Annotated in this window: 11 protein-coding genes; 7 read left to right on the forward strand and 4 right to left on the reverse strand. The window is 43.5% G+C overall.

Going from position 1 to position 12,724, the window contains the following annotated elements:
- Positions 1 to 561: 561 nt before the first annotated feature.
- Together VE944_RS20260 and VE944_RS20265 are read left to right on the forward strand one after the other, a co-directional pair.
- The gene (locus VE944_RS20260) at positions 562 to 2,142 is read left to right on the forward strand and encodes a group II intron reverse transcriptase/maturase (RefSeq protein ID WP_324980945.1); all 1,581 of its coding nucleotides are present in this window, start codon (positions 562 to 564) and stop codon (positions 2,140 to 2,142) included.
- 53 nt (positions 2,143 to 2,195) lie between these two features.
- Positions 2,196 to 3,317 carry an aldo/keto reductase gene (locus VE944_RS20265; RefSeq protein ID WP_324980949.1) on the forward strand — a complete coding sequence of 374 codons (1,122 nt, stop codon included), beginning with the start codon at positions 2,196 to 2,198 and terminating at the stop codon, positions 3,315 to 3,317.
- A gap of 77 nt (positions 3,318 to 3,394) precedes the next feature.
- Here the strand turns inward: VE944_RS20265 and VE944_RS20270 are convergent, their stop codons facing one another.
- Positions 3,395 to 4,723 carry a hemolysin family protein gene (locus VE944_RS20270; protein ID WP_324980954.1) on the reverse strand — a complete coding sequence of 443 codons (1,329 nt, stop codon included), beginning with the start codon at positions 4,721 to 4,723 and terminating at the stop codon, positions 3,395 to 3,397.
- Between the two features lie 240 nt (positions 4,724 to 4,963).
- On the opposite strand from VE944_RS20270, the gene mfd reads away from it, so the two are divergent.
- The 4 genes from mfd to VE944_RS34175 all read left to right on the forward strand — a co-directional run bounded on the left by mfd (position 4,964) and on the right by VE944_RS34175 (position 9,815).
- Complete coding sequence (gene mfd / locus VE944_RS20275; RefSeq protein ID WP_324980957.1) at positions 4,964 to 8,533, forward strand: transcription-repair coupling factor; 3,570 nt, start codon at positions 4,964 to 4,966, stop codon at positions 8,531 to 8,533.
- A gap of 251 nt (positions 8,534 to 8,784) precedes the next feature.
- A complete protein-coding gene (locus tag VE944_RS20280; RefSeq protein ID WP_324980961.1) occupies positions 8,785 to 8,988 on the forward strand; it encodes a type II toxin-antitoxin system HicB family antitoxin in 204 nt (67 codons plus the stop codon).
- Positions 8,985 to 9,167: a type II toxin-antitoxin system HicA family toxin gene (locus VE944_RS20285; RefSeq protein WP_324980964.1), complete on the forward strand. Its 183-nt coding sequence runs from the start codon at positions 8,985 to 8,987 to the stop codon at positions 9,165 to 9,167. The genes VE944_RS20280 and VE944_RS20285 overlap by 4 nt, the downstream gene beginning before the upstream one ends.
- Before the next feature lie 435 nt (positions 9,168 to 9,602).
- Positions 9,603 to 9,815, forward strand: a complete 213-nt coding sequence (locus tag VE944_RS34175; protein ID WP_324980967.1) for a toxin-antitoxin system HicB family antitoxin — start codon at positions 9,603 to 9,605, stop codon at positions 9,813 to 9,815.
- A 37-nt stretch (positions 9,816 to 9,852) separates the two neighbouring features.
- Here VE944_RS34175 and VE944_RS20295 read toward each other — a convergent pair whose 3' ends face one another.
- The 3 genes from VE944_RS20295 to VE944_RS20305 all read right to left on the reverse strand — a co-directional run bounded on the left by VE944_RS20295 (position 9,853) and on the right by VE944_RS20305 (position 11,749).
- Positions 9,853 to 10,284 (reverse strand): NUDIX hydrolase, encoded by a 432-nt coding sequence (locus VE944_RS20295; RefSeq protein WP_324980970.1) that lies wholly within the window; start codon positions 10,282 to 10,284, stop codon positions 9,853 to 9,855.
- An 8-nt stretch (positions 10,285 to 10,292) separates the two neighbouring features.
- Entirely contained in the window at positions 10,293 to 10,745 is a 453-nt protein-coding gene (locus VE944_RS20300; protein ID WP_324980973.1) for a DUF3531 family protein, read from the reverse strand.
- A gap of 74 nt (positions 10,746 to 10,819) precedes the next feature.
- Positions 10,820 to 11,749, reverse strand: a complete 930-nt coding sequence (locus VE944_RS20305; protein WP_324980976.1) for a Sll0314/Alr1548 family TPR repeat-containing protein — start codon at positions 11,747 to 11,749, stop codon at positions 10,820 to 10,822.
- Positions 11,750 to 12,049: 300 nt separating this feature from the next.
- Between VE944_RS20305 and VE944_RS20310 the strand changes: the two genes are divergently transcribed.
- On the forward strand, positions 12,050 to 12,724 hold the full coding sequence (locus VE944_RS20310) for an ABC transporter ATP-binding protein (protein ID WP_324980980.1): 675 nt from the start codon (positions 12,050 to 12,052) through the stop codon (positions 12,722 to 12,724).

Here is a 12,724-nt window from a genome sequence, read left to right on the forward strand (position 1 = left end):
CCCGTGCGATTCGTTGCTTAGGAATCGCGGTATCCAGTCCGTACATAACTAAGCCAACCTGACAGCAGATTACTGTCATTAAAGGTTGAACTCTCGGTCAGATGTAGGTGAAAGCCCTACCATTCAGACTCAGAATTGACTCCTCATCTGCCCACACCGAACAAGCTCGGTTCTTGTAGAGTGAAGCTGGGAACAGGGCGCAATCAGACGACCGTTGCGGGTTGACACTGGCGCTAACAGGGAGTTCCTATGATGAAACAGAGCCTAGAAAAGTGACTTATCTTCGGAAAAGGGCGCAACTCAAAATCCCTTATCCCACTGGAGTTCATTCCCGCCGTAGACCTGGGCACAGTAGCGGCAAGAGTCTGGGGAATCCAGTAGTCAAATTGGCTACATCTAACGGAACAATCAATCTCTCCGAGGGAACGAATAAAAACGATTTGTGAGTCTTGGGACAGTCGAACCCCAGGTAGGCTAGACGAGAAGCGGAACTCTCACAAGTCGGGTAGGACAGACCGTAATTGGTCTGAGGTGTTCAGAATACACAAACTAGAGAAGAGTATGATTAGGCACAGTTACAAAACTAGTGAATCATGGGTAGCGTTACCTTGGAAGAAATTCCGCCGTAACCTATTCCGCCTCCAAAAGCGAGTGTACAAAGCTGTTCAAGTTGGCGACAAGCGGAAAGCTCGGTCACTCCAAAAGCTTATTCTAAAATCCACCTCGGCTCGATTTCTTGCAATAAGACAAGTATCTCAGCTAAACGCTGGCAAAAAAACGGCTGGTATTGATGGTAAGAAATCCCTCTCATTTGAAGAACGCTTCAACCTTGAAGAACTACTGAAAATGAACAGTGGAAATTGGAAGCATCAAGGCTTACGGGAAATCCCCATCCCTAAGAAAGACGGGACTACCAGAATGTTAAAAATACCAACCATCGCGGATAGAGCTTGGCAATGCCTAGCAAAATATGCACTAGAATCAGCACACGAAGCCACCTTCCACGCCAGGAGTTACGGGTTTAGAACTGGGCGCTCTGCCCATGATGCACAAAGATACATCTACAATAACCTACGCTCTTTCTGCAACGGAATAGAAAAACGAGTAATCGAACTCGATATCGAAAAGTGCTTCGACAGGATTAACCACTCAGCAATAATGGATGAACTCATTGCCCCCAAAGGCTTAAAACTCGGTATCTTCCGATGCCTCAAGGCAGGGGTAAACCCAGAATTCCCCGAACAGGGTACGCCTCAAGGGGGAGTGGTCAGTCCTTTACTAGCTAATATTGCGCTCAACGGGATTGAAAGTATACACAGATACCACTACGCATATAAAAAAGGCAGCAAGGTACACGACAAGACTCCTAATGAGTCAATCTCAGAACCATCAGTCCGATACGCGGACGATATGGTTATTATACTCCGACCCGAAGACGACCCGACAGAGATACTTGAAAGAATCAGCGAGTTCCTCCGCAAACGCGGAATGAATGTAAGCCAAAAGAAAACCAAAGTTACCGCCGCGACAGATGGGTTTGATTTCCTCGGCTGGCACTTCAAAGTCCAGAAAAACGGAAAATTTAGAAGTACTCCCTCAGTGGATAACTTCAAAGCATTCCGCAAGAAAGTAAAACACATCGTCAACAACTCGAATTATGGTGCTAAGGAAAAAGCCACAAGGCTGGCTCCAATAGTTAGAGGATGGAGAAACTACCACAAGTTCTGCAAGATGGACGGAGCAAGAAACTCTCTTTGGTTCCTAAATTACAGAGCATACACGGTATTTAATAAAGAACCCAAACAGACACGCCATACTAGCAAAGAGCTAACCAAAAAGGCATTCCCAACGGTTCCTTACTCCGAAAATAAACACGTCATGGTTAAGGGCACAAAATCCCCCTATGACGGAGATACAGCCTACTGGAGCGAACGTAACAGCAAACTCTACAACGGCGAAACCTCTATTGCTCTCAAGAAGCAAAGCCATAAATGTGCTTCCTGCGGTCTGAAATTTATCGATGAAGAACGGATTCATCTGCATCACATCGATGGAAATCACGCCAACTGGAAGAAAAATAATCTCGAAGCAATTCATGAGAGTTGCCACGATTACAAACACATGAGCAAAAGCGCAAGCTAAGAACATCGGGAGCCGGATGCACAGAAATGGGCATGTCCGGATCTAACTGAGAGGTGCGGGAGATAATACTCCCCATCGACTCAACCAATAATGAAATTCCTGCTGATAACCAGGCGAATCTGGAAGCGACTATTAGAAGGGCAGTTGAGGTTGGGATTAATCATATTGAAACTGCTCGTGGTTATGGCACTTCCGAAATGCAATTAGGGAGAGTGCTACCTAAATTTCCCCGCGAAAAGTTAATTGTTCAGACTAAAGTCAGCCCTAAGGCAGATGCGAAAGAATTCCGCGAGACTTTTGAACAATCATTGCAAAATCTCCAGCTAGATTATGTTGACCTTTTAGGGTTGCACGGCATCAACCATGCTGAGTCCTTTGATGACAGCATTCGTCCTGGTGGCTGTTTGGAAGTAGCGCAGCAGTTGCAAGCAGAGGGAAAAGTCAGATTTATTGGCTTTTCCACACACGGATCAACAGATATGATTGTGCAGACAATTAATACCAATCTATTTGATTACGTGAATCTCCACTGGTACTACATTAATCAATGGAATTGGGCAGCAATTGAAGCAGCTAAACGCCACGATATGGGGGTGTTTATTATTAGCCCATCTAATAAAGGAGGTTTGTTGTATGAACCACCGCAAAAATTAGTAAATCTTTGCGCCCCTTTGAGTCCAATGGTGTTTAATGATTTGTTTTGTTTGAGTCATCAAGAGGTACATACCTTGAGTTTGGGAGCAGCAAAACCAGAAGATTTTGATGAACACCTGAAGAGTTTAGAATTAGTAGATCGGGCATCAGAAATTTTGCCACCAATTTTAGCAAGGTTGGAAGAAGAAGCGATCGCTACTTTGGGAGAAGATTGGGTAAAATCTTGGGAAACAAATCTACCAAGCTTTGACCAAACCCCTGGTGAGGTAAATATTCGGGTGATTTTGTGGCTGCGAAATTTAGCGATCGCCTACGATCTAGTAGACTATGCCAAAATGCGTTACAACCTGCTTGGTAATGGCAGCCATTGGTTTCCTGGCAACAAAGCTGATCGCCTAGAGGAATTAGACTTGCGGCAATGTCTCGTCCGCAATCCCCACGCCGATAAAATCCCTCAAGTTTTGGAACAAACACATCAAATGTTGGTAGGTGAGGCCGTCCAACGTCTATCGAAGACTTGACAAATTGTAGGAATGGGGCATGGGAAATAGTAAACAATAATTCTCAATGCCCAATGCCCTATTCCCAATGCCCAATACTAATCAGGTTTTTCCGTATCCGGTGATTTATTCCCTTTAGGTACAACTAGCACCTTATCAACGCGGTTTCCATCCATATCCATCACTTCAATTCGCATAGTTTGCCATTCAAAATGATCTGCTGCCGCAGGAATACGACCTAAATGAGTAATCACAAAACCGCCCAAAGTTTGATAGCTACCGCGTTCCTCAGACTCCCACTCTTCCATACCGAAAAGTTCTAAAAACTCCTCTACAGGCAACATCCCATCTAAAAGCCAGGAACCATCCTCGCGTTGCACAGCTTGTGGATGATCCAGTCCATCTGTTGAAGGAACATCACCCACAATTTCGCTCATGATGTCGTTGAGAGTGACTAATCCTTGAATCACGCCGTATTCATCTACTACCAGCGCCATGTGAGTGATGGTTTGTTTGAACAATTCCAAAACTTTCAAGCCACGGGTGCTTTCTGGGACAAATATGGGCTGTCGCAATCCCATCGTCAAGTCTAGCGGTTCTCCTCGGAAACTCCTGGCTAATAAGTCGGTAACAGGGATAACACCTAGCACATTGTCAAGTCCCCCCTGACAAATTGGATACCGAGAATAGGCACTATCAACCATTTTGTGACGATTTTCTTCGGCAGAGTCGTCTAAGTCTAGCCAGACAATATCGGGACGGGGTGTCATTAAGTAGCTGACAGGGCGATCGCCTAAACGAAAGACTCGCTCCACCATATCTTGTTCGGCTTCCTCAAAGGTTCCTGCTTCAGTACCTTGCTCAATTAAGATTTTAATTTCTTCTTCGGTAACTTGCGGCTCGGTAGAAGCTGTAATTCCCAGTAATCGCAGGATCAAATCTGTAGAAGCGCTTAAGAGATACACCATTGGGGAAGCGATCGCGGATAAGGCTTGCATAGGAATAGCTACAGTTGATGCAATCCTTTCTGGGTTGTTTAATGCCAAACGCTTTGGTACTAATTCGCCAACAATGAGTGAAAAATAGGTAATCAGCAAAACCACTATTCCGAAAGATAGCGGTTCACTATAAGGTGCTAACAAAGGCACAAGTTTTACATAGATTGCCAGTCGGTTAGCAATTGTTGCTCCTCCAAAAGCACCAGTCAGGATACCAATCAGGGAAATACCTACTTGGACGGTTGACAAAAAATGATTTGGAGACTCAGCTAGTTTCAATGCTGCCTTTGCCTTGACATCTCCTTGATTGGCAAGCTGTTGTAGCCTAACTTTCCGCGCCGAGACAATCGCCATCTCAGACATAGAAAACACGCCGTTGGCAATAATTAGCACCAAAATGATTAAAATTTCAAAAGTGATGGAGGACATGTTTAAAATTGCCGCTTATCAGAGCGAACGTAGCTCAATACCTAGTATCTAGTATTAAAGGTGCTTCTATAAATGCTTTTACTGTACACAAAGTAATAGTTATAGTTCTTAAGTTTATTAGTCGCCGTGGATTATTATTCCACGGAAAGAATAAGAAGGCTGTTAACACTTTTAAAATAGTTGACATAAACTGCCTCAATATTTTCTGATCCACAAAGACTCCCACCGCTAGTAGTACTTATGTCATTTTCTTCTATTGTGCGTGCCTTAGCGCGATCGCCGCTCACCACTGAATTTATTTCTAAGCTAAACCGACAACAAGAATTGCGGTTAAATGGCATTTCTCGATTGCCCAAAGGTTTGGTGGCTTCGGCATTGGCCCAGTCTCAAGGCAAGGATTTGTTTGTGGTTTGCGCCACTCTGGAAGAAGCTGGACGCGTTTACGCGCAACTGGAGGCAATGGGATGGCAAACAGTACATTTTTACCCCACCTCCGAGGCTTCTCCCTACGAACCTTTTGACCCGGAAACTGAGATGAGTTGGGGGCAAATGCAGGTATTGGCAGATTTGGTAACAGGGGATAGGGGACAGGGGACAGGGGACGCAGAACTAAGTAACACCCTCCCCAATCCCGCAGCGAAACGATCTTTGGCAATTGTGGCTACTCAAGGGGCGCTGCAACCACACTTACCACCACCAGAAGCTTTTGGGGAATTCTGTCTTACTTTGAAGCGGGGAATGGAATTAGACTTGAATGCCTTCAGTGAGAAAATAACTATCCTGGGATACGAACGAGTACCTTTGGTGGAAACAGAAGGACAGTGGAGCCGACGGGGCGATATTGTTGATGTGTACCCAGTTTCATCTGAGTTTCCAGTCCGCCTGGAATGGTTTGGTGATGAAATTGAGCAAATACGGGAATTTGACCCAGCAACTCAACGTTCCGCCCTCGATAAAGTTGATCAGTTAATTCTTACCCCCACTAGCTTTGCTCCCATCGTCATGGCGGCACTGAAGAATAGTTCTGAGTTAGGAGTTATGAGTTATGAGTTAAATTCTGACTCAGAACTTAGCACTGAGAAGTCATCACTCTTGGAGGGGAGTCGTCGCTTTTTGGGGTTGGCTTTCGAGCAACCAGCATCCCTGCTAAACTACTTATCAGAAAATACCCTGATTGCCATTGATGAGCCAGAACAGTGCCATGCTCATAGCGATCGCTGGGTAGAAAATGCTGAAGAACAGTGGGGAGTAGGGAATAGGGAGTGGGGAGTGGGGAATGGGGGAGAATCTACGCCCACTCCCCTAACATTGCCGAAGATTCATCGGTCATTTGATGAGTGTCTGGCTGATGTTGCTAAGTTTAAAACATTATATTTATCGGAACTGTCAGAGGAAAATGATGGGATTAATCTTGCTAGCCGACCTGTTCCTGTCACGCCGCACCAGTTTGCTAAACTAGCTGAAACTATCCGCCAAGAACGCGATCGCAATTTCTCGATCTGGCTGCTTTCTGCTCAACCTTCCCGTTCTGTCTCGCTGTTGCAAGAACATGACTGTCCGGCTCAGTTTATCCCGAATCCCCGCGACTACCAAGCGATAGATAAGCTGCAAATTAACCATATTCCCATAGCCCTAAAATATTCTGGTCTTGCCGAACTAGAAGGTTTTATCCTGCCGACATACCGATTAGTAATCGTTACAGATCGGGAATTTTTTGGGCAGCATTCCTTGGCGACTCCCGGCTATATCCGTAAGCGCCACAAAGCTACTTCTAAGCAGGTTGATCCCAATAAGCTGCGTCCAGGCGATTATGTGGTTCACAGAAATCATGGTGTTGGTAAATTTGTCAAGCTGGAAAGTTTGACGATTAATAATGAAACCCGTGATTATTTAGTGGTGCAGTATGCTGATGGGTTATTAAGAGTCGCAGCCGATCAAGTAGGTGCTTTATCCCGGTTCCGCGCCGGAGGTGATAAAGCACCGGAACTCAATCGGATGACTGGTAAAGCTTGGGAAAATACCAAGAATAAAGTCCGCAAAGCGATTAAAAAATTGGCGGTGGACTTGTTGAGACTGTATGCAGCGCGATCGCAACAACAAGGTTTTAGCTTCCCAGGTGATATGCCTTGGCAAGAGGAATTAGAAGATTCTTTCCCCTACCAACCCACGACGGATCAACTCAAAGCTGTACAAGATGTAAAACGCGACATGGAAAGCGATCGCCCAATGGATCGCTTAGTTTGTGGCGATGTCGGTTTCGGGAAGACGGAAGTGGCGATTCGTGCTGTTTTTAAAGCAGTCACCGCCGGTAAACAAGTGGCACTCCTTGCGCCAACGACAATTTTAACACAGCAGCATTACCATACACTCAAAGAACGTTTTGCACCCTACCCGGTAAATGTCGGTTTGCTCAACCGTTTTCGGTCTGCTGAAGAACGCCGCGAGATCCAAAAGCGATTGGCAACGGGTGAATTAGATGTAGTAGTTGGTACACACCAACTTTTAGGTAAAGGTGTATCATTCAAGGATTTAGGACTGTTAGTAGTAGATGAAGAACAGCGATTTGGGGTGAATCAGAAAGAGAAAATTAAAAGCTTGAAAACTCAAGTGGATGTGCTTACCCTCTCAGCTACTCCCATTCCCCGGACTTTGTATATGTCCTTGTCGGGAATTCGGGAAATGAGTTTGATTACTACACCACCTCCAACTAGACGACCGATTAAAACCCATCTTTCACCGATAAATTCCGAAAGTATCCGCACTGCAATTCGTCAAGAATTAGACAGAGGTGGGCAGGTATTTTATGTAGTTCCACGGGTGGATGGAATTGAAGAAACAACAGCCAATTTAAGAGAAGTTTTACCGGGAGCTAGGTTTGCGATCGCTCACGGTCAAATGGATGAAAGCGAGTTAGAATCAACCATGCTCACCTTCAGTAATGGCGATGCAGATATCCTCGTTTGTACGACAATTATTGAATCTGGCTTAGATATTCCGCGAGTCAACACGATTTTGATTGAAGATGCTCATCGTTTTGGATTGGCACAACTGTATCAATTACGCGGTCGTGTGGGACGCGCAGGGATACAAGCTCATGCTTGGTTATTTTATCCAAAGCAACGGCAATTATCTGATGCGGCACGGCAACGATTACGAGCAATTCAGGAATTTACTCAGCTAGGTTCTGGTTATCAGCTAGCGATGCGCGACATGGAAATCAGAGGCGTAGGTAACTTGCTAGGTGCAGAACAATCCGGTCAAATGGATGCTATTGGTTTTGATTTATACATGGAAATGCTAGAAGAAGCAATTCGGGAAATCCGAGGACAAGAAATTCCGCAAGTGGAGGATACCCAGATTGACCTTAACCTGACGGCGTTTATCCCAGCAGATTATATCACCGATTTGGATCAAAAGATGAGTGCATATCGGGCGGTGGCTACAGCTAAATCTAAATCAGAATTAAAGCAGATTGCAGCCGAGTGGAGCGATCGCTATGGTACTTTACCAGTCTCTGCAAATCAACTTTTACGAGTCATGGAACTCAAACAGCTAGCGAAAAAGCTCGGCTTTAGTCGCATTAAACCAGAACAAAAGCAGCACGTTGTTTTAGAAACGCCGATGGAGGAACCTGCTTGGAATTTGTTAGCGGCGAATTTACCAGACAATCTCAAGACGCGCTTTGTGTATTCTCCTGGGAAAGTGACGGTACGCGGGTTAGGAGTTTTTAAAGCAGATCAACAATTGCAGAATTTGATTGATGCTTTTGGGAGAATGCAAGGTGCGATTCCAGAGGCAGCTGTTGTTTAAATGCTAGAAAAAGATTAGTCATCAATTGCTTGATAAGTTTTGCTCAAGTTTTTATCAATTAAGAACCAAACCTACAAAGGATAAGCAGAGTGAGTATTAATGTTGATTTGCCACCAGAGTTAGAAAACCAGCTTTTTGCTGAAGCTTCTCAGTTAAATCTTCCTCTTTCTGAATATTGATTTAAGCAGCCACAATTGAGAGCAAATGGGTATGGTTATTAGCATATTCTCACAAACTAGCTCAACAAGTTTATGAAAATCAGAGCAATTATTCATCCAGCAGAAGAAGGCGGCTATTGGGCAGAGGTTCCCGCGCTTCCAGTTTGTATTACCGAAGGAGACACTATAGAAGAGGTAATGGCTAACTTAAAAGATGCTATTGAAGGTTGGCTTGAAGTTGCCAACAGTCGTAATGCAATTGAGTCAACAGATCAAATTGTCGAAATTGCTGTATGAAATCGATTTCTGGCAAGCAACTTTGTAAGATTGTGGAGCATAAAGGTTGGATTTTGCAAAGAATTACTGGCAGTCATCATATTTATGAAAACCCGGAAGTAGAAAAAATCCTGTCAATTCCTGTTCGCCGCAATCAAGATTTAAGGGACTTCCAAGAAATAAATTATCCAATCTTGTAGGGTGGGCATCTTGCCCGCCTTTGACTATGGGCGGGCGAAACGCCCACCCCACAATAAATAGTTGTATATTTTTTTATTTGGAAGTCCCTAAAAGTTGGAACTTTGAAAGCCTTGATGAAAATAGCCCAGCTATCTGAAGAAGATTTACTTTAATTTCAAATTATGTTATGTCCGGCTAATCACTTATCATTGATGTCTTAGTAGTAACCGTTGTCAGAGTAGGACATCGTAGAGAAGTTTATAAAGATGATTGACGCTTGAGCAGGCAAGAATTTCATACCCAGCCCTTTGAGTCTAAGTAAGTAGGCATAATTAAATCGAACTATATAAACTTATGTAAAGCACCAGAAACGCTTTGAATATAAGCTTTTAAGCAATTTACATCTCTTAATCTAGTTGTATTTTTTAGCGCCCACCTACTTATAGCAATCGTAAATGAGTTGTGAAAATCGAGATACTAAGATCCCCGACTTCTTTGAGAAGTTGGGGATCTTATCGTTCACGAATGATTTAGGACTGTTATATAGCTATAGCGGTATACTACTACGGATGCCAAAATCTTTACATCGACGTTTAGCTGAGAATTCTGAACAAGAAGGCGTTAGTCTCAACCAGTATATTGTGTCTTTGCTGAGTGCGATCGCATGATTAACAGCAAAGTAATTTTAGTAAACTTTCATATTCTTTATAAATATTCAAAAAATACTTCAGGTACTAATCGTAATTCACCAGATTTCAAGCGAGAGATATCTATCCATAACGCTTTATGTTTATGAGTTTGTGATTCTGAAAAAACTAAACTTTCCAGTTGATAAAATTTTGGATCAGCAAAGTCACATTGATAAAGCTGAATAATTTCATGACCTTGCCTACCACTAAATGTAAACAGGTTCTCTATACAACCTAGATATTTAATATTCGTTAAATCTGCCTGAATTTCCTCTTGAAACTCGCGTTCTAAGGCGACGCGGCTGGTTTCGCCAAATTCAACACCACCGCCTAAAGCGCGATAAAATTTTTCTAGCTTTACGGGATCGTAGCCTTCAGAAAGAAATATGCGTTCGCCATCCCGAATTAGCCCCAAGGTTATTACCCGAATTTCGCCTGCTTTATTCATTTTGGTAACTAATTATCGTAAATAGATTGAGGACGGCTTTCGCTACCCTCAATAGGCCAATCTGGATTTTCGCCACCGATGTATAATTCTTCAATGGTGACATATTCCTGACTTAGCTGTGTAAGGGCATTGATTAAAATATCCAGAGCGATCGCATCACTGGTTCCTAAGTCAAACCAACAACGTCCCCATTGACCCTCATATTCAAACTCACCAATGTTGTGCATCAGTGCTAGCAAGCTTTTGTCATACCCTTGCTCATCATAATTCATGTAACTGATATCGAGTCCTGTGTCCTGCACCTGAAGATTCTCTGCATTAAATGCACCCAATTTACCCAAATAAAACCAGGAATTGAAAACTTCTTCTACATACTGCTTTTCACGCGCAGAAGGATTTGTGTTGAATTTCAGCCAAATCCACATATCAAAAGGATTAATTTCGCGGAACTGAATCTCCATTTTGGTCTAGTATCTCAATTACTGCTCTGCAAATAAGCATATCAAAGTAGGGAGTAGGGAGTAGGGAATGGGGACTAAGGATTCTTCAGGCTAACAGCACTGCTGCGTTCACGTTCAATTTGTTTGACTAAATCGCCTGGGAGTTGAGATTTTTTAGTCAGTGCTTTGTCAAAATTAGCGATCGCTTCCTGGATCATCTGCTGGCTTTTTTCTCTTTGCCCCAGTTGTTTCAGTATTTGAGCTTTAAGATAATAAATTTCTGGATTATCAGATGTCGTTTTGATCGCCCGGTTGACATACTCTAGCGCCTGTGGATACCGTTTTAAATCCCGGTAAGCAAGAGCAATACCCCGATCTACTAGATACCCAGGAGCAGCATTTTGTTCTAAGCGTCCAATTGCCTGATCTGGGCTAGCAAATGGCAAATTAACCGCCAACAATACATCCATATAACCCTTGATTAAATTCAGTTCTGGATCGTTGGCAGAAATTGCTTCAGCTTTGTCTAAATATTCATAAACTTGCCGCAACCGACTAAAGGCTTGCGGCACACCGTTGACTGTACCCTGACGGGTGATAATTACTGCTCCCTTTAAAAAATGACCAACAGCAGTGTATAAATTACCACGCAATGGATCGCTAGAAATCAGTTTTTGTCCAGTTTCTAGAGTTTTTTGGCTGTAAGTATCTAGTTTAGCCCAATCCTTATTTCCGTATGCTAAAGATGCGCTCATGGCATAAGCTAGAGGTTCATTTGGCTCTTTGGATAGTGCTTGTTCCAGATAACGCTGTGCTGCTGGATAATTGCCCTGTTGGAAAATCGCTTTAAAAGCGGCTTCTGTTTGGTCGCCAATTTGATGAGGTTCACGATTGCGAAACGGATCGGCAGCCAGAGAGGGATTTACCCATAGATTAAGTGCGATTGCAGCGCCAAAAGCAGCCTGAGCAAGGTTAGTGAGTCTAGCAGACACTACTAATCGAGGCGAAGAAAACCTTTTAGTCATTTTAACCCTCAGAATATTTGCGGTTGAAATAGTTGTATGTGTTACTTAGAATGCAAAAAATGGTTAATTTTAACTTGGCTCTGCTTCAAACAAAATTTTCTTATAGAAAGGTTGACTTTGGTAATTTTTTCATGTTCCCAGGCTGGTTAGAGCCATTGTTTTAAGGGTGACTCTGCCACAATGGAGAAAAAGTGGATGATTCTTGCTGCTAGATTAAGGTGTTAATCCTTTCTTTGAATTTTCCAGATGCTTTCAGTGTAGCTAACCAGTAATTTGCTGACTTTTTGGTAATCTTAACAAATGCTCTATCTCCGAAATCTAAATTATCACCCCACAGCGTGCCCAACAGCGATTCTCAAATCGATCAACTTGGAATTAGCACCCCAGCAGCTAGGTCTGATTATTGGCGCGAGTGGTTCGGGTAAAAGTACCTTACTAGAAATTTTGTCGGGACTAGCCGAACCCAGTAGCGGCGCACTTTTTTGGCGGGAACAAGAACTTATAGCCGAACAGCTGCAACAATTAGCTGGGTTGGTATTTCAATTTCCAGAGCGTCACTTTTGCGGTGGTTCAATTTTAGAAGAATTGCGTTTAGGACATCCTGAGTTAGGGTCAGAACGAGTCAGACAGGCCCTAACCGAAGTGGGATTAGAGCATTTATCACTCTCCGCCGCTCCCTATGCTCTGAGTGGCGGTCAGCAACGACGTTTAGCTTTGGCAGTGCAATTGATTCGCCAGCCAAATTTACTGTTATTGGATGAACCCACAGCTGGATTAGATTGGTCAATGCGTCGGCAACTGGTAAATTTATTAGCGAAACTAAAACAAGATTGGACGTTGTTGGTAGTGACACACGATGCTGGGGATTTGTTAGCGATCGCAGATCGTTGCTGGACACTCAACCACGGTGAACTACAATCAGTAGATCCAAAGACATTAGAAGCCAAAGTTAAAGAACCTTTACCAGCAGTATGA

The organism is Nostoc sp., assembly GCF_035638895.1.
Taxonomy (GTDB): domain Bacteria; phylum Cyanobacteriota; class Cyanobacteriia; order Cyanobacteriales; family Nostocaceae; genus Nostoc.

Excerpts from the sequence above, each read along its gene's own strand:
- VE944_RS20280 (WP_324980961.1), top strand. The coding sequence starts at position 8,785 with ATGAAAATCAGAGCAATTATTCATCCAGCAGAAGAAGGCGGCTATTGG.
- VE944_RS20300 (WP_324980973.1), bottom strand. The coding sequence starts at position 10,745 with ATGGAGATTCAGTTCCGCGAAATTAATCCTTTTGATATGTGGATTTGG.
- VE944_RS20285 (WP_324980964.1), top strand. The coding sequence starts at position 8,985 with ATGAAATCGATTTCTGGCAAGCAACTTTGTAAGATTGTGGAGCATAAA.
- VE944_RS20295 (WP_324980970.1), bottom strand. The coding sequence starts at position 10,284 with ATGAATAAAGCAGGCGAAATTCGGGTAATAACCTTGGGGCTAATTCGG.
- VE944_RS34175 (WP_324980967.1), top strand. The coding sequence starts at position 9,603 with ATGAGTTGTGAAAATCGAGATACTAAGATCCCCGACTTCTTTGAGAAG.
- VE944_RS20310 (WP_324980980.1), top strand. The coding sequence starts at position 12,050 with ATGCTCTATCTCCGAAATCTAAATTATCACCCCACAGCGTGCCCAACA.
- VE944_RS20270 (WP_324980954.1), bottom strand. The coding sequence starts at position 4,723 with ATGTCCTCCATCACTTTTGAAATTTTAATCATTTTGGTGCTAATTATT.
- VE944_RS20305 (WP_324980976.1), bottom strand. The coding sequence starts at position 11,749 with ATGACTAAAAGGTTTTCTTCGCCTCGATTAGTAGTGTCTGCTAGACTC.
- VE944_RS20260 (WP_324980945.1), top strand. The coding sequence starts at position 562 with ATGATTAGGCACAGTTACAAAACTAGTGAATCATGGGTAGCGTTACCT.
- mfd (WP_324980957.1), top strand. The coding sequence starts at position 4,964 with ATGTCATTTTCTTCTATTGTGCGTGCCTTAGCGCGATCGCCGCTCACC.